We start from the raw sequence: 23,237 nt of genomic DNA, 5'->3' as shown, positions 1-23,237 counted from the left end.
CATGAACGGTCTGTCGACCATTCTGATCGTCGTCGGCCTGTTCCTGGCCGGCGGCGTCTACTCCTTCGTCAAGCAGGACATGCCGAAGAGCCTGATCGTGCTGCTGTCGATCGGCGCCGGGATGTGCCTCGTCGCCGGAGTACTGAGGCTGGAGGTGTGGAGTTGAGCGCGGTGAACAAGAAGGTCGTCGTCTTCGACTACGGCTTCGGCAACATCCGCTCCGCCGAGCGCGCCCTCGCGCGCACCGGGGCCGACGTCGAGATAACGCGTGACTTCGACAAGGCCATGAACGCCGACGGGCTGCTGGTGCCCGGCGTCGGCGCCTTCGCCGCCTGTATGACGGGCCTGCGCGAGGCGCGCGGCGACTGGATCATCGACCGCCGGCTGTCCGGCGGACGCCCCGTGATGGGCATCTGCGTCGGCATGCAGATCCTGTTCGCGCGCGGCATCGAGCACGGCGTCGAGACCGAGGGCCTCGACGAGTGGCCCGGCTCGGTCGAGCCGCTCCAGGCCGAGATCGTGCCCCACATGGGCTGGAACACCGTGGACGCCCCCGCCGACTCCGAGCTGTTCGCCGGCCTCGACGCGGACGCCCGGTTCTACTTCGTGCACTCCTACGCCGTCCACGACTGGTCCCTGGAGACCCACAACCAGGCCATGCTCGCGCCCAGGGTGACCTGGTCGACGCACGGCAAGCCGTTCGTGGCGGCCGTGGAGAACGGCGCCCTGTGGGCCACGCAGTTCCACCCCGAGAAGTCCGGCGACGCCGGAGCCCAGCTCCTCACCAACTGGATCGGAACCCTGTGAGCAAGCTCGAACTCCTCCCCGCCGTCGACGTCCGCGACGGCCGGGCCGTCCGCCTCGTGCACGGCGAGTCCGGCACGGAGACCTCGTACGGCTCCCCGCTCCAGGCCGCCCTCGCCTGGCAGCGGGCGGGCGCCGAGTGGCTGCACCTGGTCGACCTGGACGCCGCGTTCGGCACCGGTGACAACCGGGCCCTGGTCCGCGAGGTCACCGAGGCGATGGACATCAAGGTGGAGCTGTCCGGCGGCATTCGCGACGACGCCGCCCTCGCCGCCGCGCTCGCCACCGGCTGCACCCGCGTCAACCTCGGCACCGCCGCCCTGGAGACCCCCGAGTGGGTCGCCAAGGTCATCGCCGAACACGGCGACAAGATCGCGGTGGGCCTGGACGTACGCGGTACGACCCTGAAGGGCCGCGGCTGGACCCGCGACGGCGGCGACCTCTACGAGACGCTGGAGCGGCTCGACAAGGAGGGCTGCGCCCGGTACGTCGTCACCGACATCGCCAAGGACGGCACCCTGCAGGGCCCCAACCTGGAGCTGCTGAGGAACGTCTGCGCGGCGACGGACCGGCCGGTCGTGGCGTCGGGCGGCGTGTCGTCCCTGGACGACCTGCGCGCCATCGCCGAACTGGTACCCCTCGGTGTCGAGGGCTCCATCGTCGGGAAGGCGCTCTACGCGAAGGCGTTCACCCTGGAAGAGGCCTTGGAGGTTGTGTCGCGATGACGTCCGAAGCCGTACGGCGGGTGCAGAGCGGAAGTCCCTGGGAGGAGAGTTTCGGGTTCGCACGCGCCGTCGCGGCGGGAGACCGTGTGCTGGTGGCGGGCACCACGTCCTTCAAGGGTCGGGTGCTCTACGGGGAGGGCGACCCCTACGAGCAGGCCAAAGTGGCCTTCACCGGCGCGGTCGAGGCGATCGGCGAGTTCGGACTCGGTGTGGAGTCCGTGATCCGTACCAGGATGTACCTGACGCATTCGCGGGACGTCGACGAGGTGGGCCGGGCGCACAAGGAGATCTTCGACGCGGTGCGCCCGGTCTCGACCCTGCTGGTCGTGGAGGGGTTCGTCGACCCGCGCATCCTGGTCGAAGTGGAACTAGAGGCATTCAGAGGAGCCGTGAACTCATGACCCTGGCGGTCCGAGTCATCCCCTGCCTGGACGTGGACAACGGCCGGGTCGTCAAGGGCGTCAACTTCCAGAACCTGCGCGACGCGGGCGACCCCGTCGAGATGGCCAAGGTGTACGACGCCGAGGGCGCCGACGAACTCACCTTCCTGGACATCACCGCCTCGTCCGGCAACCGCGAGACCACCTATGACGTGGTGCGCCGCACCGCCGAGCAGGTGTTCATCCCGCTGACCGTCGGCGGCGGGGTGCGCACCCCCGAGGACGTCGACAAGCTGCTGCGGGCCGGCGCCGACAAGGTGGGCGTCAACACGGCCGCCATCGCCCGTCCGGAGCTCATCAAGGAGATCGCCGAGCGGTTCGGCAGCCAGGTGCTGGTGCTGTCGGTGGACGCGCGCCGCACCGCGTCCGGGTCTTTCGAGGTCACCACCCACGGCGGCCGCAAGGGCACCGGCATCGACGCGATCGAGTGGGCGCACCGGGCGGCCGAGCTGGGCGCTGGCGAGATCCTGCTGAACTCGATGGACGCGGACGGCACCAAGGACGGCTACGACATCGAGATGATCGAGGCCGTCCGCAAGCACGTCACCGTCCCGCTGATCGCCTCGGGCGGCGCGGGCAGGCTCGGCGACTTCCCGCCGGCCGTCGAGGCGGGCGCGGACGCGGTGCTGGCGGCGTCGGTGTTCCACTTCGGCGACCTGCGGATCGGCCAGGTCAAGCAGTCGCTGCGGGAGGCGGGGCATCCCGTACGGTAGTGCGACTCGTAATCCCTGGTAGCGATCTCGGTAGTGATCATGATGGGGGCGGTTCTAGTGTGCCCACATGCCTGCAATCACGGTCGACCTCACCGAGGAAGAACTGGATGACCTCCGCGCGGAGGCAAAGAAGCAAGGCGTCTCCGTCAAACGGCTCGTGCACGACATCCTGATCGAGGAAGTGCGCATGCGCCAGAAGCAGCGGTTTGTCGAGGGGGCTACGAGGCACGCCCGGGAGATCATGGCGGACTTCGAGGAGCGCTTTCCGGTGGGGCTGCGGTGAGGCCGGTTCAGGCCGAGTACGGGGACTGGGCGAAACTCGTCGGCGATATCCGAGCGGATGAAGCCGACCTGACCGACGTCGCGCGACTGCTGCGCGAGTGGTCGGAGTGACCAGTTGTCCGTCAACCCGGCGATAACCACTACGGCGGAGCGGGTCGTCCCGGTCCGCCCCGCTCACCGGGATCCCAACGTCCTGCGCTGGCTCGGTGCCTACACCGCCTCGATGGTCGGCGACAGCGTGTACTACCTCGCCCTGTCCTGGGCCGCCGTACAGGCGGGTACGCCCGCGCAGGCGGGGCTGGTGATGACGGTGAGCGCCGTGCCGCGGGCGCTGCTGATGCTGGGCGGGGGAGTGGTCGCCGACCGGCTGGGGCCGCGCCGGGTCGTCATCGGCAGCGATGCCGTGCGCTGCGCGGCTGCCCTCGCCGTGGCCGCGCTGCTGGCCCTGACCAGCCCGGGGCTGTGGCCGCTGGCCCTGCTCGCCCTGGTCTTCGGCACCGTCGACGCCGTGTTCGTGCCGGCCGTCGGCGCGCTGCCCGCGCGCGTGACGAGTCACGGCCAGCTCGCGCGCGTGCAGGGCATGCGGGGGCTCGCGATCCGGTTCGCGAGCGTCGTCGGCGCCCCGCTCGGCGGCCTCGCTGTGGCGACGGGCGGGGCGGCCGCCGCGTTCGGGCTCGCCGGGCTGCTCATCGCGGTGTCGGTGCCGCTGCTGGTCTCCGTCCGGATACGGGAGCTGCCCGCCGACGACAGGGCGAGCGCCTCGGGCGGCACCGCCTGGCGCGACCTGGTGGTCGGGCTGCGCCACATCCGCCGCCACCGCGTGCTCGCGCCGCTGGTGCTGGCCATCGCCCTGGGGGACCTCGGCTTCGTCGGACCGCTCAATGTCGGCCTGACCCTGCTGGCCGACGAGCGCGGATGGGGCGCCTCCGGAATGGGCTGGGTGCTCGCCGGGTTCGGCGTCGGCGCGGGCGCCGCCTCACTGCTGCTGACCGTACGAGGGCGGCTCCCGCATGCCGGACAGGTCGCCGGCTGGTCGATCATGGCGGGCTCGCTCGCCATCGGCGCCCTCGCGTACGCGCCGACGGTCGCCGTCGCCGTCGGCACGGCCCTGCTGGTGGGACTGCTGGCCGGGCTCAGCGGCGCCCTGTGCGGCGCCCTGCTGCAGACCCAGGCCGACCCCGCGTACCTGGGGCGGGTCACCGCCGTGTCCAGTCTGGTCAGCCTCGGGCTCAGCCCGCTCAGCATGCCGGTGTCCGCCACCGCCATCGGGGCGTGGGGATGCGGCCCGGTCTTCCTGGTCAGCGCGGCGGTCTGCGGCCTCGGCGGGGTCGTCGCCCTCTGCGTCCCCGCCCTGCGCCGCGCCGAACTCCCCCGCTGACTCTCACTCCTTCGGCTGGGCCAGCTGCACCAGATTGCCCACCGTGTCGTCGAGTACGGCCGTGATCACCGGGCCCTGCTCCTGCGGGGCCTGGGTGAACTCCACGCCCCGGGCGCGCAGCCGGTCGTACTCCTTGTGGATGTCGTCGACCGAGAAGACGATGCACGGCAGCCCCGCCCCCTTCACCGCCGTGCGGTACGGCTCCGCGATGGGGCCCTGCCCGGGCTCCAGCAGGAGCTGCAGGTCCTGCTGGGCGCCCTCGGGCGCGCCGACGGTGACGAACAGCGTGCCGCCGCCCAGGTCCATGTGCATCCGGGTCTCGAAGCCCAGGACGTCCGTGTAGAACGCGTGGGCCTTCGCGACGTCGTCGACGTACACGCTGGTCATGGCTACTTTGATCACGGGGGTGCCCTTTCAGCCCGTTCAGATGCCCAGCTGCCTGCCGTTGTGCAGCTTCTCGATGGCGTCCTCGTCGCCGGCCAGCTCCACCTTCGCGGCGCTCTGCCGGCCGCACAGGAACAGCAGCAGCTCCGACGGTTCCCCGGTGACGGTCACCACCGGCGCGCCGCGCTGTGCGACCACCGTACGGCCGTCCGCGCGGCGCAGCACGAGACCCGTCGGCGCGCCGCGGCCCATCAGCCGGGCGGTGCGCTCCATCCGGGACCACAGCGCGTCCTGGAACACCGGGTCGAGCTCCCGGGTCGTCCACTCGGGCTGGGCCCGGCGGACGTCCTCGGTGTGGACGTAGAACTCGATCGTGTTGGACGCCTCGTCGATCTGCTTCAGCTGGAAGGGTGAGAACCGCGGCGGGCCGGTACGGATCAGCTGGATCAGCTCCTCGTACGGCTTCGCGGCGAACTCCGCCATCACCTTGTCCAGCCGGGGCGCCAGCTGCTTGATCAGGATGCCCCCGGCGGCGTCCGGCCGGCGCTCGCGCACCACCACGTGCGCGGCCAGGTCCTGTGTCTCCCAGCCCTCGCAGAGGGTCGGCGCACCGGGACCGGCGGTCTCCAAGAGGTCGGCGAGAAGAAGCCGTTCACGCTTGGCGAAAGTCGACATGCGGTCAGCCTACGACCGCCCGCCGGGTCCGCACAGTGGACAACGTCCGGTCACTGTCAGTCGCGCGCGGCACAATGGCACCCATGACCAGCACGCCCCCTCCCAGCAGCCTGGACCCCGAGATCGCCGCGCGCCTCAAGCGCAGCGCCGACGGGCTCGTCCCCGCCATCGCCCAGCAGTACGACACCGGTGAGGTGCTCATGCTCGGCTGGATGGACGACGAGGCGCTGCACCGCACCCTCACCACCGGCCGCTGCACCTACTGGTCGCGCAGCCGCCGTGAGTACTGGGTCAAGGGCGACACCTCCGGCCACGTCCAGCGGGTGAAGTCCGTGGCGCTGGACTGCGACGCCGACACCCTGCTGGTCAAGGTCGACCAGGTCGGCGCCGCCTGCCACACCGGCGCGCGCACCTGCTTCGACGCCGACGTGCTCCTCAAGGACGCCGATTCGGGCGTAACCGCCTCGGATCAGTAAGGTCAGCCGCCATGGACCTCGAGACCTTCCGCAAGCTCGCCACCGACCGACGGGTCATCCCGGTCACCCGCAAGCTCCTCGCCGACGGCGACACCCCGGTCGCGCTCTACCGCAAGCTCGCCGCCGAGCGCCCCGGCACCTTCCTGCTGGAGTCCGCGGAGAACGGCCGCTCCTGGTCCCGCTACTCGTTCGTGGGCGTGCGGTCCGCGGCGACCCTCACCGCCCGCGACGGCCAGGCCCACTGGCTCGGCGCCCCGCCCGTCGGCGTCCCCGTCGACGGCGACCCGCTGGCCGCCCTGCGCGCCACCATCGAGGCCCTGCACACCCCGCACCAGGAGGGCCTGCCGCCCTTCACCGGCGGCATGGTCGGCTATCTCGGCTACGACATCGTGCGCCGCCTGGAGAAGATCGGCCCCGGCGAGCGGGACGACCTGAAGCTGCCCGAGCTGACCATGCTGCTCACCAGCGACCTCGCCGTCATGGACCACTGGGAGGGCTCGGTCCTGCTGATCGCCAACGCGATCAACCACAACGACCTCGACACCGGCGTCGACGAGGCGTACGCGGACGCGGTGGCCCGCCTCGACGCCATGGAGGCCGACCTCACGCGCGCGGTGGCCCAGCCCCCGGCCGTGCTGCCGCCCTCCGAGCTCCCCGACTACACCGCCCGCTGGGGCGGCCCCGACTTCCAGGAAGCGGTCGAGGACATCAAGGAGCGCATCCGCGCGGGCGAGGCCTTCCAGGTCGTCCCCTCGCAGCGCTTCGAGACGCCGTGCACGGCGAGCGCGCTGGACGTGTACCGGGTGCTGAGGGCCACCAACCCCTCCCCCTACATGTACCTGTTCCGCTTCGACGGGTTCGACGTGGTCGGCTCCTCCCCGGAGGCCCTGGTCAAGGTCGAGGACGGACAGGCCATGGTCCACCCCATCGCCGGCACCCGGCACCGCGGCGCCACCCCGCAGGAGGACCAGGCCCTCGCCGACGAACTGCTCGCCGACCCCAAGGAGCGCGCCGAGCACCTCATGCTCGTCGACCTGGGCCGCAACGACCTGGGGCGGGTCTGCGAGCCCGGTTCGGTCGAGGTCGTCGACTTCATGTCCATCGAGCGGTATTCGCACGTCATGCACATCGTCTCGACGGTCACCGGCAAGGTCGCTCCGGGCCGCACCGCCTTCGACGTCCTCACCGCCTGCTTCCCCGCCGGCACCCTCTCCGGCGCCCCCAAGCCCCGCGCCATGCAGATCATCGACGAGCTGGAGCCGTCCCGGCGCGGCCTGTACGGCGGCTGCGTGGGCTACCTGGACTTCGCGGGCGACTCCGACACCGCCATCGCCATCCGCACCGCCCTGCTGCGCGACGGCACCGCCCACGTCCAGGCCGGCGCGGGCATCGTCGCCGACTCCGACCCCCTCGCCGAGGACCAGGAGTGCCGCAACAAGGCCGCCGCGGTCCTGCGCGCGGTCCACACGGCGAACCGGCTCGTGAAGTAGCCCTCCAGCGCGGTGGGGCGCGAATCACTGTGCCCCGGGTGACGGTTCGCCCGGGGCACAGGCGATAGTGGACTCCGTGACCGCTGTACCTCACTCCCGTTCCGTATCCGCCGTGTCCGCCCGGGCCGGCCGGCTGAGCCTCGGCCTCGCGCTGCTGTTCGGCGCGCTGGGCGCGGCCGTGGCCCTGCTCGCCACCCGGCAGCGCTGGTCGGAGGGCACGGCGACGGTGGCCGGCGGCCCCTTCGCCCTCACCGCCAAGGGCAGCGACGTCACGGGCGTGCCCGCGGCGCTCGCCATAGTGGGCCTCGCCGCGCTCGTCGCCGTCTTCGCCGTCCGCAAGGCCGGCCGCCTCGCGGTCTCCGCCCTCCTCGCGCTCTCCGGCGCCGGCATCGTCGTGGCCGCCCTGACCGGCGCCTCCGACGACTCCGCGCTCGACGAACAGGCCGCGCGGGCCTCCGGCGACACCTCCGCCACCGTCGCCTCCTTCACCCACACCGCCTGGCCCTACGTCGCGGTCGTCGGCGGCGTCCTGATCCTCCTGGCGGGCCTGCTGGCCCTGCGCTACGGCCGCCAGTGGCCGGCCATGTCCGGCCGCTACGAACGCGGCGGCGCCCCCCGTCAGCGGCGCGCCGCCAGGCCGGTCGACCCCGAGCGGCCCGAGGAGATGTGGAAGGCCCTGGACCGCGGCGAGGACCCGACCGGCGCCGACCCGGCCTGAGACGTCCCGATGTGGTGAATCAGACGCGAACGGAAGCCACCCCCGCGTCCGGTACGCGCACGCGTACGGGACAATGGACGACGAGCCTCCGGCTCGGACGGACACACAGACAGCGACACATAGACAGCAATGAGGAGCAAGTCATGGCGGGCAGCAGCCACGGACACACCCCGGCCGCCTGGACCGGTGTCACCATCGCCTTCATCGGTTTCCTCGTCGCGGGCGCGTTCATGGTCATGGCCCAGCCGGTGGGCTTCTGGGCCGGCATGGTGATCGTGGTCCTCGGCGGGGTCGTCGGCGCCCTCATGCGTGCCGCGGGCCTGGGCCAGCCGAAGGACGCCCACCCGGTACACAAGGTCACGGCGACGGCCAAGCCCGAGCCCGTCGCCGCCGAGGGCTGACCGCCCGTACGACTCCCCGTGAGGGGCGGCAGGTGTACGCACCGGCCGCCCCTCACGCGCGTGTGCGTCCTGCGGGGCAGAATGCGAGACTTGAACCCTCCCCCAGCCAAAGGCGGGGGATTCCTGGCTCAGGAAGCCCCGCAGATCAACGACCTGCAAGGTCTTACGCCCTCGACACCAGCCGGGTTGGAACCAGCCCGGTTTGGTAGAGCAACGCTCTGGGTGCGCTGTCTTGGTTCTCGATCAGCGCGCGTACGGAGCTTGGTTCTCGCGCCGCACGCCGGGCAGCGTACCGGATCGTGTGGGCGGTCTTTCGCCCTGGAGGCCGGGGCATCCTCGGAGGTAACTGGTGAACGCCGACAGCCACAGGGTGACGCCGACGAGCCGGCGGACGACGTCCACGGCCGCGGGACGCCTGGCCGTGCCCGCCGGGATCCTCGCCGCCGTCGCCGGGGCCTTCACCTACGTCGGCGCCGTCGACCCCAACGAGCCCGGCCACTACCCCGTCTGCCCCCTGCTGCGCGTCACGGGCCTGTACTGCCCCGGCTGCGGCGGCCTGCGCAGCGCGCACGCCTTCGTTCACGGGGACGTCCTCACCGCCCTGCACGCCAACGCGCTCGCGGTGGCCGGCTACCTGGTCCTCGCCGTCGTCTGGACCGTCTGGGTGGTCCGCGCGGCCCGCGGCAGGCCACTGCGGATCGACCTCGGCCCGGTCCTCATGTGGTCGCTGGGAGCGCTGGTGCTGGTCTTCACGGTTGTCCGGAACCTGCCGTTCGGTGGCTGGCTGCACCCTTGATCAACTACCGAAAGTCCAGTATGGGGGCACCTCCCGCCCGAGCCATGCGAAGCTGGTTCGAGGGTGGGGGAGGGACCGCGCTCCACCGGATGTGAGGCCTCCCCCCTCCTGCGGATACCATCGCAGTGACCATAGTTTTCCACTGGTTGCATGGAAGGGGGCCGCTCGCGTGAGTGTGCTCGACGAGATCATCGACGGAGTCCGTGCCGACCTCGCGGAGCGGCAGGCGCGCGTCAGCCTCGACGAGCTCAAGGAGCGCGCGGCCAAGGCGCCCGCCGCCAAGGACGGTGCCGCCGCGCTCAAGGGCGACGGCGTCAAGGTGATCTGCGAGGTCAAGCGCTCCAGCCCGTCCAAGGGCGCGCTGGCCGCCATCGCCGACCCGGCGGGCCTCGCCGCCGACTACGAGGCGGGCGGCGCCGCGGTCATCTCCGTCCTCACCGAGCAGCGCCGCTTCGGCGGCTCGCTGGCCGACCTGGACGCCGTCCGCGCCCGCGTGGACATCCCGGTCCTGCGCAAGGACTTCATCGTCACCTCGTACCAGCTGTGGGAGGCCCGCGCGCACGGCGCCGACCTCGCGCTGCTGATCGTGGCCGCCCTCGACCAGTCGGCCCTGGAGTCGCTGATCGAGCGCGCCGTCTCCATCGGCCTCACCCCGCTCGTCGAGGTCCACGACGAGGACGAGGTCGAGCGCGCGGTCGACGCGGGCGCCCGGATCATCGGCGTCAACGCGCGCAACCTGAAGACCCTGGAGGTCGACCGCTCCACCTTCGAGCGGGTCGCCCCCGAGATCCCCGGCCACATCGTCAAGATCGCCGAGTCCGGCGTCCGCGGCCCCCACGACCTCATCGCGTACGCCAACGCGGGTGCCGACGCGGTCCTGGTCGGCGAGTCCCTGGTGACGGGCCGCGACCCGAAGACGGCGGTGGCCGACCTGGTGGCGGCGGGCGAGCACCCCGCACTGCGGCACGGCCGGGGCTGATCTCCCGCTAGGCTTACCCCGATGACTCTCACCGTGACGACCGTGGACCGGTACGCCCGCCTCGCGCGCGGCTGCCGCCCAAGGGGCTGCCGAGCCCCGGCGAGGCGCGTCCACGGCCGCAGGGTGCGGTACGTCATCGGTGACGAGCCGGGACAGGTCAACGGACGTCGATGGCAGCGCGCCCTTCAGGGGCGCGGGGCTCTGTTTGATTTGCGGCTACCGCCGCGTGAGCGCGACCAGCCACACCTGGCCTGAGGTCGACCAACAAGCTCCGCCCCCACGGCGAATCGGTTTTTTCACCAAACTCACCGTGAGGTACACGCATGCCCAGCGAGTTCTTCTTCCCCGACCCGGAGGGTCAAGTCCCCAGCGCCGAAGGCTACTTCGGCGCGTTCGGCGGCAAGTTCATCCCGGAGGCCCTCGTCGCCGCCGTGGACGAGGTGGCCGTCGAGTACGACAAGGCCAAGCACGACCCCGAGTTCGCCCGCGAGCTCGACGACCTGCTGGTCCACTACACCGGCCGCCCCAGCTCCCTCACCGAGGTCCCCCGTTTCGCCGAACACGCCGGCGGAGCCCGCGTCTTCCTGAAGCGGGAGGACCTCAACCACACCGGCTCCCACAAGATCAACAACGTCCTCGGCCAGGCCCTGCTCACCAAGCGCATGGGCAAGACGAGGGTCATCGCCGAGACCGGCGCGGGTCAGCACGGCGTGGCCACGGCCACCGCCTGTGCCCTGTTCGGCCTCGAGTGCACGATCTACATGGGCGAGATCGACACCCGGCGCCAGGCCCTCAACGTGGCCCGGATGCGCATGCTGGGTGCCGAGGTCGTCGCCGTGAAGTCCGGCAGCCGCACCCTGAAGGACGCCATCAACGAGGCGTTCCGCGACTGGGTCGCCAACGTCGACCGCACCCACTACCTCTTCGGCACGGTCGCCGGCCCGCACCCCTTCCCGGCGATGGTCCGCGACTTCCACCGGGTCATCGGCGTCGAGGCCCGCCGTCAGCTCCTGGAGCGCGCGGGCCGCCTCCCCGACGCGGCGGTCGCCTGCGTCGGCGGCGGCTCCAACGCCATCGGCCTCTTCCACGCCTTCATCCCGGACGCCTCCGTCCGCCTGATCGGCTGCGAGCCGGCCGGACACGGCGTGGAGACCGGCGAGCACGCGGCGACGCTCACCGCCGGCGAGCCCGGCATTCTGCACGGTTCGCGTTCCTACGTCCTCCAGGACGACGAGGGGCAGATCACCGAGCCGTACTCCATCTCGGCGGGTCTGGACTACCCGGGCATCGGCCCCGAGCACTCCTACCTCAAGGACAGCGGCCGCGGCGAGTACCGCGCGGTCACCGACGACGCGGCCATGCAGGCCCTGCGTCTGCTGTCGCGCACCGAGGGCATCATCCCGGCCATCGAGTCCGCCCACGCCCTCGCCGGTGCGCTGGAGGTCGGCAAGGAGCTGGGCAAGGACGGTCTGATCGTCGTCAACCTGTCCGGCCGCGGCGACAAGGACATGGACACGGCGGCCCGCTACTTCGGGCTGTACGACACCGACGCCGAGGTCGCGGCCAACGCGGCCGACATCGCCGAGATCGAGGGGGACGCCAAGTGAGCGGGAACATTCAGCTGCTGTCGGACACCCTCGCCGCCGCCAGGGCCGAGGGCCGGTCCGCGCTCATCGCCTACCTCCCGGCCGGGTTCCCGACCGTGGACGGCGGCATCGAGGCGATCAAGGCCGTCTTCGACGGTGGCGCGGACGTCGTCGAGGTCGGCCTGCCGCACAGCGACCCCGTCCTCGACGGCCCCGTCATCCAGACGGCCGACGACATCGCCCTGCGCGGCGGGGTGCGGATCGCGGACGTCATGCGTACGGTCCGCGAGGCCTTCGAGGCCACCGGCAAGCCGGTGCTCGTCATGACGTACTGGAACCCCATCGACCGCTACGGCGTCGAGCGGTTCACCGCCGAGCTGGCCGAGGCGGGCGGCGCGGGCTGCATCCTGCCCGACCTGCCGGTACAGGAGTCGGCGCTGTGGAGGGAGCACGCCGAGAAGCACGGCCTCGCGACCGTCTTCGTGGTGGCGCCCAGCAGCAAGGACGAGCGGCTCGCGCAGATCACCGCGGCGGGCAGCGGCTTCGTCTACGCCGCCTCGCTCATGGGCGTCACCGGCACCCGTGAGTCGGTGGGCGCGCAGGCCCAGGACCTGGTCGAACGCACCCGGGCCACCGGCACCGGCCTGCCGGTCTGCGTCGGCCTCGGCGTCTCCAACGCCGAGCAGGCCGCCGAGGTCGCCGGCTTCGCCGACGGCGTGATCGTCGGCTCGGCCTTCGTCAAGCGGATGCTGGACGCCCCGGACGACGCGGCCGGCGTCGAGGCCGTCCGCGCCCTCGCCGGTGAGCTGGCGAAGGGCGTGCGCGGACAGGCGTAGCAAAACGGGACGATTCATGCGGTTCACCCGTACGGGTGGACCTGGGACCGGGGAGGCTCATTGGGCCTCCCCGGTTCGTTCTGGGGGTGTGAGCGAGAAGAATCGTGAGGGAAAGCGCACCGCCCGGGAGCGGCTGGCGGTGGAGCGCGAGAAGCAGAAGGCCGCCGAGCGGCGGCGGCGCACGCTGATCGTCGGCGCGAGCGTCGTCTGTGTGCTGGGCCTGGCCGCGGTGATCGGCGTCATCGCCGCGAACTCCGGCAAGGACGAGGACAGCGCCAAGTCCGGCCCGGTCGTGACGCCCTCCGGGGCCCAGGGCAAGGACGGCCTGGCGATCCCGGTCGGCAAGGACGACGCCAAGGCCACGCTCACGGTGTGGGAGGACTTCCGCTGCCCGGCCTGCAAGGCCTTCGAGACGGCGTACAGACCGGTGATCCACGAGCTGACCGACGCCGGGAAGCTGAGGGTCGAGTACCACCTGGCCACCCTCATCGACGGCAACATGGGCGGCAGCGGCTCGCGCAACGCGGCCAACGCGGCGGCCTGCGCCCAGGACGCCGGAGGGTTCACCGCGTACCACGACGTGCTGTACGCGAACCAGCCGGAGGAAACGGACGACGCGTTCAGCAAGAACAGCAGGCTGATCGAACTGGCGGGCAAGGTCGACGGCCTCGACACGCCGGCGTTCCGCGCCTGCGTCGAGAAGGGCACGCACAACAGCTGGGTCGTGAAGTCCAACCAGGCCTTCCAGAGCGGCGGCTTCGGCGGCACGCCGACCGTGCTGTTCAACGGCAAGAACATCTACCAGGACCAGACGATGACCCCGGCGAAGTTCAAGCAGATGGTGGAGGAGGCCAACCAGGGGTGAGTGTTTCTCACCGGCCCGTTATGGAGCCGTAGCCGGGCTGCCTGCCGTCGGCCCGGTGCGGCAGGGTAGCGTCGGACCTGCCATGGAACTTGCCTACATTCCCAGCCCGTCGCGCGGGGTGCTGTACCTCGGCCCCGTTCCGCTTCGCGGCTACGCGTTCTGCATCATCATCGGCGTCTTCGCCGCGGTCTGGCTCGGCAACAGGCGCTGGCTCGCCCGGGGCGGGCGCGCCGGCACGGTGGCCGACATCGCGGTCTGGGCGGTGCCCTTCGGCCTGGTCGGCGGCCGGCTCTACCACGTGATCACGGACTACGAGCTCTACTTCACCGAGGGCCGTGACTGGGTGGACGCCTTCAAGGTCTGGGAGGGCGGCCTCGGCATCTGGGGCGCGATCTCCCTCGGCGCGGTCGGCGCCTGGATCGGCTGCCGCCGCCGGGGCATCCCGCTGCCCGCCTACGCCGACGCCATCGCTCCCGGCATCGCCCTCGCGCAGGCCATCGGCCGCTGGGGCAACTGGTTCAACCAGGAGCTGTACGGCAAGCCGACCGACCTGCCCTGGGCCTTGCACATCACGTCCTCCGCGGACGGCCGGGTGCCGGGCTACTACCACCCGACCTTCCTGTACGAGTCGCTGTGGTGCATCGGCGTCGCCCTTCTCGTCATCTGGGCGGACCGCCGCTTCAAGCTGGGGCACGGGCGGGCGTTCGCGCTGTACGTCGCCGCGTACTGCGCGGGGCGCGGCTGGATCGAGTACATGCGCATCGACGACGCGCACCACATCCTGGGCATCCGGCTCAACGTCTGGACCGCGATCATCGTGGGCCTGCTCGCGGTGACGTACATCGTGGTGTCGGCGAAGAAGCGGCCGGGGCGGGAAGAGGTCGTGGAGCCGGGTGCCTCCGGCGGTGAGGCCGAAATCGACGGTGCGGCCGAGTCGGAGAGCGAGCCCGAGGACAAGGCCGGCGACAAGGCCGAGGACAAGGCCGAGGACAAGGCCGAGGACGAGGTTGAGGACAAGGCCGAGGTCGAGAAGGACGAGGCCGAGTCGGCCGGTAAGAAGAGCTGACGGCTGGTTTTACGACGTTGAGGGCGCCCGGGTTTGCCGGGCGCCCTCCGTCGTGTGTGGGCGGTGGGTCGAGGTGGGTTCGGTACCGCCGGAGTGCGCCGTCGTGGTGCTCGCCGTTGCGGCGGAAAGGAATCAGCCGTGGCGTGTCGCGAGTGACAAGGTGCGCTGGGCCGCTGCCACCACGGCCGCGTCGATGAAGCGGCCGTCCGGGAGGGCCTGGGCGCCCTGTTCTGTCGTCGCTGCCTTGACGATCGTCTCGGCCTCGTCCAGTTCCTGCTCGGTGGGCAGGTAGGCGCGCTCGATGATGGGGAGCTGGCGGGGGTGGATCGCGGCGCGGCCCAGAAAGCCGAGGGTGCGGCCGTGGGCGCAGGAGGCGGCGAGGGCGCCCAGGTCCCGGGTGTCGGGGTGGACGGACTGCGTCGGCGGGACCAGGCCCGCCGCCCGGGCGGCGACGACGACCCGGGAGCGGGACCAGTCGAGGCCCGCGTCGTCGCGGATGCCGAGGTCGGCGCGGAGGTCGGCTTCGCCGAGGGCGATCCCCCGCAGGGCCGGATGGGCGGAGGCGATGGCATGGGCGTGCTCGACGCCGAGGGCACTTTCCAGCAGGGCGTAGAGCGGGGGTGCGCCGCCGTCGGCGGGGGCGGTGGTCTCGGCGATCCGGGTGATCTGGTGCGGGGCGGTCACCTTGGGCAGCCGTAGTCCCGCCACGCCGGGCAGCGCGGCCACCGCCTGGAGGTCGGCGGAGGCCAGCGGGCCGTCGAGGGCGTTCACGCGGACGTGCACCGGGACCGGCTGGGCCTCGGCGAGGCGTTCGGCGGTGGCCTTGCGGGCGTAGACCTTGCGGTCGGGCGCGACCGCGTCCTCCAGGTCGATGATCACGACGTCGGCGCCCGAGGCCAGGGCCTTGGTGACGGTGTGCGGGCGGTCTCCGGGGGCGTACAGCCAGGTCAGGGGGAAGGGCGCGGTCACAGGGCGCCCTCCGCGCGCAGGGCGGCGAGCTCGGCCGGGGTCAGGCCCAGTTCCGTGAGGACCTCGTCGGTGTCGGCGCCGTGCGGGCGGCCGGTCCAGCGGATCGCGCCGGGGGTCGCGGAGAGCCGGAAGAGGACGTTCTGCATACGGATCCGGCCCAGGTCCGGGTCGTCGACGGCGGTGACCGTGCCGAGGGCCTGGTACTGGGGGTCGTCCATCACGTCCCGTACGTCCTGGATCGGGGCGACGGCGGCCTCCGCCTTCTCGAAGGCGGCGAGGACCTCGGTGCGGGAGCGGGCGGCGATCCAGGTGCCGACCGCCGCGTCGAGGACGTCGGCGTGCGCGGCCCGCTCGGCGCCCGTCGCGAACCACGGCTCGTCGATCAGGTCGGGGCGGCCGACCAGGCGCATCACACGTTCCGCGATCGACTGGGCCGAGGTGGAGACGGCGACCCAGGTGCCGTCGGCCGTGCGGTAGGTGTTGCGCGGGGCGTTGTTGGCGGAGCGGTTGCCGGTGCGCTGCTGGACGTATCCCAGCTGGTCGAACCAGAGGGTCTGCGGCCCGAGGACCGCCAGCATCGGCTCGATGATCGCCATGTCCACGACCTGGCCCTCGCCGGTGCGCTCACGGGCGGCGAGGGCGGTCATGACGGCGTAGGCGGTGGCCAGGGCGGTGATGGAGTCGGCGAGACCGAACGGCGGGAGCGTCGGCGGCGCGTCAGGCTCCCCGGTGATCGCGGCGAAGCCGCTCATCGCCTCGGCGAGGGTGCCGAAGCCGGGGCGGTGGGCGTACGGGCCGAACTGGCCGAAGGCGGTGACCCGGGCGAGGACCAGCCGGCGATTGACGGCGGACAGCTCCTCCCAGCCGAGGTCCCACTTCTCCAGGGTGCCCGGGCGGAAGTTCTCGATGATCACGTCGGCGTCGGCGGCGAGCCGCAGGAGGGTGGCGCGGCCCCCGGGGGTGGAGAGGTTCAGGGTGATCGTGCGCTTGTTGCGGCCGAGGAGTTTCCACCACAGGCCGATGCCGTCCTTGGCAGGTCCGTGGCCCCGGGACGGGTCGGGTTTCGTGGGGTGCTCGACCTTGACGACCTCCGCGCCGAAGTCGCCGAGCAGAGTGGCCGCGAGGGGGCCGGCGAAGAGGGTGGCGAGATCGAGGACACGAAGGCCGTGCAGTGGGGTCGTCGTCGTGGTCATGATGCGTACTGCTCGGTCATGGGCGGGATGCCTCCCGGTGGGTGAGGGACCAGGTGAGGTGGGCGAGGGCGTCGAAGCCGGTGCCGTCGAAGCCGGTGACGGAGGTGGCGAGGCGGTTCTCGAGGGGGGCCGTCCAGTGGTCGGGGAGGGCGGCGGGGTCGCCGGTGAGGAGGCCGGCGATGCTGCCCGCCGTCGCGCCGTTGGAGTCGGTGTCCCAGCCGCCGGACACCGCGCGGCAGATGGAGCCGGAGAAGTCGCCGTTCGCGTGGGTGAGGGCGGCGGCGATCAGGGCCGTGTTGGGGATCGCGTGGACCCAGTGCAGGTCCTTGTGGACGGTGTGGAGTTCGTCCACGACCGTGTCGAAGTCGGGGTGGGTTCCGGCGAGTTGGATCGCGTGGGTGACGGCTTTCGCGAGGCGGGAGCGGGGTGGCACCACCGTCAGGCCGGTGCGCAGGCAGGTGTGGACGTCGTGGGTTCCGGTGGCGGCCGTGGCGATGGTGGCCGCCGTGAACATCGCCGCGTAGACGCCGTTGGCGGTGTGGGTGAGGGTGGCGTCGCGGTGGGCCTGTTCCGCGGCCGCGGCGGGGTCGCCGGGGTTGGTCCAGCCGTGGACGTCGGCGCGGATGAGGGCGCCGATCCATTCGCGGAAGGGGTTGCGGTGGCGGGCGGTGTGCGGGGGCTCGATGCCGGAGAGGAGGTTGCGGAAGGCGATGCGTTCGGCGGTGAAGGTGCGGCCGGGTGGGAGTTCGTCGAGCCAGAGTTTCGCCACGTCGGTGGTGGTGAAGTCGCTGCCGTGGCGTTGGAGCAGGAGGAGGTTGAGGAGGGGGTAGTTGAGGTCGTCGTCCTCGGGCATGCCGTTGATGTTCTCGGCGAGGGAGGTTGTTGCCGAGCGGCGGTTCCAGGGGTGGTCGGTGAGGAGGGTTTCTGGGACTCCCTCGGCTGTGAAGTAGGTGGTCAGGGGCCAGTTGTCTGCCGACTTGGCCAGTTGGCGGATGGCGTCGAGGGGGAGTTTCTCCACCGGTTTGCCCAGAAGGCAGCCTGTTGCTCTGCCGAGCCAGGCGGCTTCCAGGGCGGCCGGAGTGGGGGCGGGCCGGGGGTGGGTTTCACTTGCCCGCGCCTGCGGGGTGCCGCTGCGCCCACCCTCCCCCACTCTCGGCTTCGCTCGAGCGGGGGGACCCCCATCGCCCCAGCGGCACGACTGCCCGCAGCTGCGGCGGATCGCCTGCAGATCTGTTGGTTCGTCGTCTGTCAGGGTGCTTGGTAGGTCTGCCAGTTCGTCCAGTAGGTCTTCTGCCAGTTGGCGGAGGTAGCGGGAGGGGGGTTGGGGGGAGGCTCCTGCTCGGGCGGGGGCCTCTGGGCCTCCTGCTGCTCGCCAGCGGGCCGCGATGGCCCAGGGTTCGCGGCCGTCCTCCGTCGCCTGGCGGAGTTCGTGGCCGAGGAGGTCTTCCGGTTGGACCCAGGTCAGGCGGAGCATCCCGGGCCTCCGAGCAGGGTGGCGAAGGCCGTCTCGTGGGAGCGGCGGGCCTGGACGTCCTTCTCGAAGATCTCACGGGTGACCCGGGTGAGGGTGCGGGCCGGCTCCCAGAGGTCCAGGCGGCTGGCCTCCGCGACCTGTTTCGACCAGTCGTCGGGGATCGCAGAGCCGAGGGCGCCCGCGATCGCGCCCGCCATCGTGGCGATCGAGTCGCAGTCCCGGCCGTAGTTGACCGCGCCGAGGACCGCCTGGCGGTAGTCGCCGTTCGACACCAGCAACATGCCCAGCGCCACGGGGAGTTCCTCGATCGCGTGCAGACGGGAGGGGCGGCGGGCGGCCAGGGAGGGGCTGCGGTAGTCGGGGCCCACCGTGTCGTACGGGGCCACCGCCTCGCGGAGCGGGAGCAGCGCCGACTCGAAGTCCCGGTGGCGGGAGGCCTCTTCGCAGACCTTCTCGATCGCTGTGCGGGTGCCGTCCTTCGCCAGGACGAGGCAGGTGGTGACGACCGAGTCCGGGGTGGCGTCCGGTGCGCAGGCCGCCGCCACGGCCGCCGCGAAGACGCCCGCCGCCTCCCGGCCGTACGAGGACTGGTGGGCGCCCGCGATGTCCAGGGCCTCGGCGTACGCCCCCGCCGGGTGGGCCGCGTTGACCAGGCCGACCGGGGCCATGTACATCGCCGCACCGCAGTTGACGATGTTGCCGGTGCCGGCCTCCCGGGGGTCCGCATGGCCGTAGTGGAGCCTGGTCACCAGCCATTTCTCCGCCAGGAAGAGCCGGTGCAGGGGGAGCGCCTCGGCCTCCAGTTCCGGGATCCAGCGGGGGGTCGTCATCAGGTCCGGGACCAGGTGGTCGGTGATCGCGTACGCGTCGAGGTGGTCGCGGATCCGGTCGTAGACCCTGATCAGGGCGTGGGTCATCAAGGTGTCGTCGGTGACGTGTCCGTCGCCCTTGTGGTACGGCGCGATCGGGCGGGCGGTGCGCCAGGCGTCGCCGTTCCAGGGGCCGACGATGCCGTGGACGCGGCCGCCGTGGCGTTCGGTGATCTGGTCGGGGGAGTAGCCCTCGACGGGGCCGCCCAGGGCGTCGCCGACCGCCGCGCCCACGAGGGCCCCGGTGATCCGCTCCTCCAGAGTGTTTTCGGATCCTTTGGTGCTTTCTGTGTCTTTGGGCGTCATGCCCCGAATCATCCTCCTGGTGGCGCCGGTTGTGTGGCTTCCAGGAGTTCGGCGAGTTCCACCAGGTCGGTGTCGGTGAGGCGGGGCAGTGCGCAGCCGGAGAGGACGCGGCAGGCGTCGCGCCAGGAGGCGGGGATCGCGTCCTTGCCGCCGAGCGCGCCCGCCAGTGCGCCCGCCAGCGCCGGGGCCGAGTCGGCGACCCGGGACAGGCAGGCCGCCGCCGGTACGGCTTCGCTGATACGACCCTTGGCGGCGCTGACCAGGGCCAGGGCCACCGGGACCGTCTCGGCGGCCGCGATGCCGTAGCTGTAGACATGGTCGACGATCTGGTGTTCCAGGAGGGGGATCAGGGCGAAGGCGCTCTCGGCTTCGTCCGCGAGGCGCAGCGCGTGGCGGGCGTTGCGGCCGATCTCGGTGTGTTCGGGGAGTTCGGCGAGGGCCGCGGTGGTGCAGGCCTCGGGGGATGCGCCGGTCAGGGCCAGGGCGACGGCCGCCGCCATCGCGCGGGCGCCGTGCACGCCGTCGCCGTCCTGGGTGTAGCGGGCGTCGAACTCGGCGAGTTCGGCGGCGAGTCGGGCGTCGCCGGGGTGGGCCACGGCGAGGACGCAGGCGCGGACGCAGGCGGCGTCGTCGAAGTAGTGCGGGTTGTCGTGGCCGGTGGCGGGGGGCCGTAGGCCGGTGGCGAGGTTGCCGAGGCCGGCGCGGACGGAGATGCGGGCGCGCAGGGGGAGGACGGCGGACTCGATCTCGGGGGCGCGGTCGGCTGCCGCCGCGATCTCGCAGGCGAGGGCGTTCCAGGTGAGGTCGATGGCGGCGCGTGTACGGCGCTCTCGGCTGAGGTCGCCGAGGGCGGTGTCGTCGCCTGCGCGCAGGACCGCTTCCGCGGCGAAGGCCGCCCATTCGGCGTCGTCGGAGGGGCCCAGGCGGAGGGGTTCGGGGGGTTGGTTGAGGGCGATGGGGACGGGGAGGGTGGTCGTCGCGTTGTGTTCGGCGAAGGTGTCCAGTTCGCGGGTGAGGCGGCGGGTCCAGTCGGGCATGCGGGAGGCGCGGTGGCGGGCTGCGGGCCAGCCGGCGGCGTCGCCTGCGGCCAGGCCGAGGAGGAGGCCGTGGATTCGGGCCTCGGCTTTGCCTTCGGCCCGTTGTTTCCCACCCGCACCACCCGTGCGGCTTTCGTTGTCGGGTGCGGGTGGCCCCGGTGGGGCGTCCCCGCCGTCGGCGTCCGCGGGCCCGTTCGGCTCCGCCGTGAACGTCTGCCCGCCATCTCCCGCCGTCGCCGCCCTCGTCGGTCCGGCCGGTCTGGCCGGTCCGGCCAGACCGACGGTCGTCGCAGGCGTCGGTTTTGGCTCCGCCGTGACTGTCGCGGTCGGTGCTTCCCCGTCCGCCGTGACCGTCCCGGTCGGTCCTCCCCCCTCCGCCGTGACCGTCCCGGTCGGTCCCCCCCCGTCCGTCGTGACTGTCCCGGTCGGTGTTCCCCCGTCCCCAGCGGCCGGTGCCGTCGGTGTTCCCTCCTCCCATGGTCCAGGTGGTCTCATGCTCGTGCCTCCGTCTTGTCGGTGTGCTGGGCGTGGTGGAGGAGGTCGGTGATCGATTCCGGGGGCACCAGGCCCTCGCCCCATTTGCCGCCGTCGCCGTCGTCCGGGACCAGGAGTTCCGCCACGTCGAGGATGTGGTGGCCGGCCATGGAGGGGAGGCAGGTGCCGCGGGCGGGGCCGATCGCCGCCGCCCAGGTGGTGGGGATGGCCGAGGCGCCCTGGGTGGCGCCGGCGAGGGCGCCGGCCACCGCCGCCGTGGTGTCGGCGTCGCGGCCCATGTTGACGGCCGTGAGGACCGCCTCCGGGAAGTCGCCGTCGGCCGCCGCGTACGCGCCGAAGGCGAGGGCGACGGCCTCGGGGGCGAGGTCGGTCCAGGGGTAGCCGCCGATGACGACGGCGGAGCGGACCGCGCGTTCGCCGCGGTGGGCGACGGCCACCGCGCGGCGCAGGGAACGGGCCGTCCAGGAGTCCTCGGGGACGACGGCGAGGGCGGCGGCGACCACCGCGGTCGTCGCCGCGCCGGCCATCGCCGCCGCCACGCCCGCCGCGACCGCCTGGCCGCCAAAGATGCCCTCGCCGTCGTGGCTCACCGCGCCGTCGATGGCGACCAGCCGGGCCGCCTCGGCCGGGCGTCCGGCCGCGAAGACGCCGAAGGGGGCCGCGCGCATGGCCAGGCCGTCGCTCCAGGCGTGCCGGTGCTGGGCGGAGATCGGGGCGGCGAGGCCCCGGCGGAGGTTCTCCAGCGTGCCGCGCTCGCTGAAGCCGGCGCCCCGGAAGGGACCCTCGTCGCGGTCGGCGATCCACTCGTGCCAGGCGGCCTCGACATGGGCCTGGGTGAGGGCCGAGCCGTGCCGGGCCAGCAGCAGACCCGAGAAGATCGTGTACTCGGTGTCGTCCGTGCCCGCCGGCCGGTCGGTGACATAGCCCGTGATGCGGCCCCAACGGGCGCGGATCTCGGACGGTTTCATGTTCTCGGCCGGTGCCCCGAGGGCGTCTCCGACGGCGAGGCCGAGCAGGGCGCCGCGGGCTCGTTCACGGATGGTGGGCATGCAGGGCCTCTCCTCCGCAGGCTCCGCACGGGCGCGGAACCGTTTGCGGATGTGTCCCACCATCGGCGGTTGACCCGAGCCTCGAATCCCCCCATATCACCCGGTCGACATCTGTGCGGATCACCGATCGAATGAGCGCTCGATGACAAAAGCGCAGGTAAGCCCAGCCTTTCCTTGCTGGCGGAGGGGAATGATGGAGCGTAGTTTGGCGTTGTCGGAAATTAGAATCTGTCCAAAGTTAGCTTTGGCTCACCTAGCCTGGCTCGCCTTGCCGCTCACCTTTCTGGGGGACTCCATGGCCATCATCGACATCGAGGCGCCGCTCCACGAGGCGCACCGTGACAACCACACCCACCGCGATGTGAACGGCGGCTGGCTGCGCCCCGCCGTCTTCGGTGCCATGGACGGCCTGGTCTCCAATCTCGCTCTGATGACCGGTGTGGCCGGCGGGGCCGTGAGCCCGCGGACCATCGTGCTGACCGGACTGGCCGGGCTCGCCGCCGGCGCCTTCTCGATGGCCGCCGGTGAGTACACCTCCGTCGCCTCGCAGCGCGAACTCGTCGAGGCCGAGCTGGATGTCGAGCGCCGGGAGCTGCGCAAGCACCCGAAGGACGAGGAGGCGGAGCTCGCCGCCCTGTACGAAGCGCGGGGTGTCGACGCCGACCTCGCCCGGAAGGTCGCGGGGCAGCTCTCCCGTGATCCCGAGCAGGCGCTGGAGATCCACGCTCGCGAGGAACTGGGCATCGACCCCTCCGACCTGCCCTCCCCGCTGGTCGCCGCGGTGTCGAGCTTCGGCTCCTTCGCGCTGGGCGCGCTGCTGCCCGTACTGCCGTACCTGCTCGGGGCGAGCGCGCTGTGGCCGGCCGTCGTGCTGGCGCTGTTCGGGCTGTTCGCGTGCGGGGCCGTGGTGGCACGGGTGACCGCGCGGACCTGGTGGTACAGCGGGCTGCGGCAGCTCGCGCTCGGTGGTGCCGCGGCCGGTGTGACGTACGTCCTGGGCAGTTTGTTCGGAACGGCCGTAGGATAGTGCGACCGCTACTTATGCGTTGGGCCGCATAAATAGCCGTTACCGACTGGTTTCGAGTGCTTAACCAGTGGGCATGAGCCGTAAGCGCTGTGGGCAATGACGCCTGCGGCGCACTCGCGGGGTGAACGACGACGCTCTTCCCGCCCCGGATCGACGGACACCGATCTGTCCCGTTCGATCCCACACACTTCCAGCCACGCGCAC

Annotated in this window: 27 protein-coding genes; 19 read left to right on the top strand and 8 right to left on the bottom strand. The window is 72.0% G+C overall.

Going from position 1 to position 23,237, the window contains the following annotated elements:
* Nucleotide 1 precedes the first annotated feature (1 nt).
* The 7 genes from ACLZN2_RS12680 (at nt 2) to ACLZN2_RS12650 (ending at nt 4,342) form a co-directional block, all read left to right on the top strand.
* A complete protein-coding gene (locus ACLZN2_RS12680) occupies nt 2–166 on the top strand; it encodes a hypothetical protein (RefSeq protein WP_416978518.1) in 165 nt (54 codons plus the stop codon).
* The gene (gene hisH, locus ACLZN2_RS12675; RefSeq protein ID WP_416978517.1) at nt 163–807 is read left to right on the top strand and encodes an imidazole glycerol phosphate synthase subunit HisH; all 645 of its coding nucleotides are present in this window, start codon (nt 163–165) and stop codon (nt 805–807) included. The genes ACLZN2_RS12680 and hisH overlap by 4 nt, the downstream gene beginning before the upstream one ends.
* On the top strand, nt 804–1,529 hold the full coding sequence (gene priA, locus ACLZN2_RS12670; RefSeq protein ID WP_416978516.1) for a bifunctional 1-(5-phosphoribosyl)-5-((5-phosphoribosylamino)methylideneamino)imidazole-4-carboxamide isomerase/phosphoribosylanthranilate isomerase PriA: 726 nt from the start codon (nt 804–806) through the stop codon (nt 1,527–1,529). Before hisH ends, priA begins: the two co-directional genes overlap by 4 nt.
* Nucleotides 1,526–1,930, top strand: coding sequence for a RidA family protein (locus ACLZN2_RS12665; protein ID WP_416978515.1), 405 nt, complete (start codon nt 1,526–1,528; stop codon nt 1,928–1,930). The genes priA and ACLZN2_RS12665 overlap by 4 nt, the downstream gene beginning before the upstream one ends.
* Nucleotides 1,927–2,682, top strand: coding sequence for an imidazole glycerol phosphate synthase subunit HisF (gene hisF, locus ACLZN2_RS12660; RefSeq protein WP_416978514.1), 756 nt, complete (start codon nt 1,927–1,929; stop codon nt 2,680–2,682). The genes ACLZN2_RS12665 and hisF overlap by 4 nt, the downstream gene beginning before the upstream one ends.
* Before the next feature lie 67 nt (nt 2,683–2,749).
* Nucleotides 2,750–2,965 (top strand): hypothetical protein, encoded by a 216-nt coding sequence (locus tag ACLZN2_RS12655; protein WP_416978513.1) that lies wholly within the window; start codon nt 2,750–2,752, stop codon nt 2,963–2,965.
* Between the two features lie 114 nt (nt 2,966–3,079).
* Complete coding sequence (locus tag ACLZN2_RS12650) at nt 3,080–4,342, top strand: MFS transporter (RefSeq protein WP_416978512.1); 1,263 nt, start codon at nt 3,080–3,082, stop codon at nt 4,340–4,342.
* 3 nt (nt 4,343–4,345) lie between these two features.
* On the opposite strand, the gene ACLZN2_RS12645 is transcribed toward ACLZN2_RS12650, so the two are convergent.
* A complete protein-coding gene (locus tag ACLZN2_RS12645) occupies nt 4,346–4,744 on the bottom strand; it encodes a VOC family protein (protein ID WP_416978511.1) in 399 nt (132 codons plus the stop codon).
* Between the two features lie 21 nt (nt 4,745–4,765).
* Complete coding sequence (locus ACLZN2_RS12640; protein WP_416978510.1) at nt 4,766–5,401, bottom strand: TIGR03085 family metal-binding protein; 636 nt, start codon at nt 5,399–5,401, stop codon at nt 4,766–4,768.
* Nucleotides 5,402–5,484: 83 nt separating this feature from the next.
* Here ACLZN2_RS12640 and hisI point away from each other — a divergent pair, with 83 nt between their 5' ends.
* The 11 genes from hisI (at nt 5,485) to lgt (ending at nt 14,614) form a co-directional block, all read left to right on the top strand.
* The gene (gene hisI / locus ACLZN2_RS12635; RefSeq protein WP_416978509.1) at nt 5,485–5,877 is read left to right on the top strand and encodes a phosphoribosyl-AMP cyclohydrolase; all 393 of its coding nucleotides are present in this window, start codon (nt 5,485–5,487) and stop codon (nt 5,875–5,877) included.
* A gap of 11 nt (nt 5,878–5,888) precedes the next feature.
* Nucleotides 5,889–7,367: an anthranilate synthase component I gene (locus ACLZN2_RS12630; protein WP_416978508.1), complete on the top strand. Its 1,479-nt coding sequence runs from the start codon at nt 5,889–5,891 to the stop codon at nt 7,365–7,367.
* A gap of 67 nt (nt 7,368–7,434) precedes the next feature.
* On the top strand, nt 7,435–8,085 hold the full coding sequence (locus ACLZN2_RS12625; RefSeq protein WP_416978507.1) for a TIGR02234 family membrane protein: 651 nt from the start codon (nt 7,435–7,437) through the stop codon (nt 8,083–8,085).
* Between the two features lie 143 nt (nt 8,086–8,228).
* Nucleotides 8,229–8,486 (top strand): HGxxPAAW family protein, encoded by a 258-nt coding sequence (locus ACLZN2_RS12620; RefSeq protein ID WP_416978506.1) that lies wholly within the window; start codon nt 8,229–8,231, stop codon nt 8,484–8,486.
* A gap of 349 nt (nt 8,487–8,835) precedes the next feature.
* Complete coding sequence (locus ACLZN2_RS12615) at nt 8,836–9,282, top strand: DUF2752 domain-containing protein (protein ID WP_416978505.1); 447 nt, start codon at nt 8,836–8,838, stop codon at nt 9,280–9,282.
* A 169-nt stretch (nt 9,283–9,451) separates the two neighbouring features.
* A complete protein-coding gene (gene trpC, locus ACLZN2_RS12610; RefSeq protein ID WP_416978504.1) occupies nt 9,452–10,261 on the top strand; it encodes an indole-3-glycerol phosphate synthase TrpC in 810 nt (269 codons plus the stop codon).
* Between the two features lie 21 nt (nt 10,262–10,282).
* Entirely contained in the window at nt 10,283–10,516 is a 234-nt protein-coding gene (gene trpM, locus ACLZN2_RS12605) for a tryptophan biosynthesis modulator TrpM (RefSeq protein ID WP_416978503.1), read from the top strand.
* A gap of 68 nt (nt 10,517–10,584) precedes the next feature.
* On the top strand, nt 10,585–11,868 hold the full coding sequence (trpB, locus tag ACLZN2_RS12600) for a tryptophan synthase subunit beta (RefSeq protein WP_416978502.1): 1,284 nt from the start codon (nt 10,585–10,587) through the stop codon (nt 11,866–11,868).
* Entirely contained in the window at nt 11,865–12,683 is an 819-nt protein-coding gene (gene trpA, locus ACLZN2_RS12595; RefSeq protein WP_416978501.1) for a tryptophan synthase subunit alpha, read from the top strand. The genes trpB and trpA overlap by 4 nt, the downstream gene beginning before the upstream one ends.
* An 88-nt stretch (nt 12,684–12,771) precedes the next feature.
* Nucleotides 12,772–13,548 carry a DsbA family protein gene (locus ACLZN2_RS12590; RefSeq protein ID WP_416978500.1) on the top strand — a complete coding sequence of 259 codons (777 nt, stop codon included), beginning with the start codon at nt 12,772–12,774 and terminating at the stop codon, nt 13,546–13,548.
* An 82-nt stretch (nt 13,549–13,630) separates the two neighbouring features.
* The gene (gene lgt, locus ACLZN2_RS12585; protein ID WP_416978499.1) at nt 13,631–14,614 is read left to right on the top strand and encodes a prolipoprotein diacylglyceryl transferase; all 984 of its coding nucleotides are present in this window, start codon (nt 13,631–13,633) and stop codon (nt 14,612–14,614) included.
* Between the two features lie 132 nt (nt 14,615–14,746).
* On the opposite strand, the gene ACLZN2_RS12580 is transcribed toward lgt, so the two are convergent.
* From ACLZN2_RS12580 to ACLZN2_RS12555, 6 genes are read right to left on the bottom strand one after another with little or no spacing between them, the layout of a single operon-like run.
* Nucleotides 14,747–15,583, bottom strand: coding sequence for an HpcH/HpaI aldolase/citrate lyase family protein (locus ACLZN2_RS12580; protein ID WP_416978498.1), 837 nt, complete (start codon nt 15,581–15,583; stop codon nt 14,747–14,749).
* The gene (locus ACLZN2_RS12575) at nt 15,580–16,776 is read right to left on the bottom strand and encodes a CaiB/BaiF CoA transferase family protein (protein WP_416978497.1); all 1,197 of its coding nucleotides are present in this window, start codon (nt 16,774–16,776) and stop codon (nt 15,580–15,582) included. The genes ACLZN2_RS12580 and ACLZN2_RS12575 overlap by 4 nt, the downstream gene beginning before the upstream one ends.
* A gap of 16 nt (nt 16,777–16,792) precedes the next feature.
* Entirely contained in the window at nt 16,793–18,250 is a 1,458-nt protein-coding gene (locus tag ACLZN2_RS12570; protein WP_416978496.1) for an ADP-ribosylglycohydrolase family protein, read from the bottom strand.
* Nucleotides 18,238–19,425 (bottom strand): ADP-ribosylglycohydrolase family protein, encoded by a 1,188-nt coding sequence (locus ACLZN2_RS12565; RefSeq protein WP_416978495.1) that lies wholly within the window; start codon nt 19,423–19,425, stop codon nt 18,238–18,240. Before ACLZN2_RS12565 ends, ACLZN2_RS12570 begins: the two co-directional genes overlap by 13 nt.
* Nucleotides 19,426–19,433: 8 nt before the next feature.
* Nucleotides 19,434–20,957, bottom strand: a complete 1,524-nt coding sequence (locus tag ACLZN2_RS12560) for an ADP-ribosylglycohydrolase family protein (RefSeq protein ID WP_416978494.1) — start codon at nt 20,955–20,957, stop codon at nt 19,434–19,436.
* On the bottom strand, nt 20,954–22,006 hold the full coding sequence (locus ACLZN2_RS12555; protein ID WP_416978493.1) for an ADP-ribosylglycohydrolase family protein: 1,053 nt from the start codon (nt 22,004–22,006) through the stop codon (nt 20,954–20,956). Before ACLZN2_RS12555 ends, ACLZN2_RS12560 begins: the two co-directional genes overlap by 4 nt.
* Nucleotides 22,007–22,301: 295 nt before the next feature.
* Here ACLZN2_RS12555 and ACLZN2_RS12550 point away from each other — a divergent pair, with 295 nt between their 5' ends.
* On the top strand, nt 22,302–23,033 hold the full coding sequence (locus ACLZN2_RS12550; protein ID WP_416978815.1) for a VIT1/CCC1 transporter family protein: 732 nt from the start codon (nt 22,302–22,304) through the stop codon (nt 23,031–23,033).
* The last annotated feature ends 204 nt before the right edge of the window (nt 23,034–23,237 follow it).

The organism is Streptomyces sp. T028 (genome assembly GCF_048159505.1).
Classification (GTDB): domain Bacteria; phylum Actinomycetota; class Actinomycetes; order Streptomycetales; family Streptomycetaceae; genus Streptomyces.
Note: the sequence above shows the minus strand (reverse complement) of the source record. Positions and strands in the feature narration are given on the sequence as shown.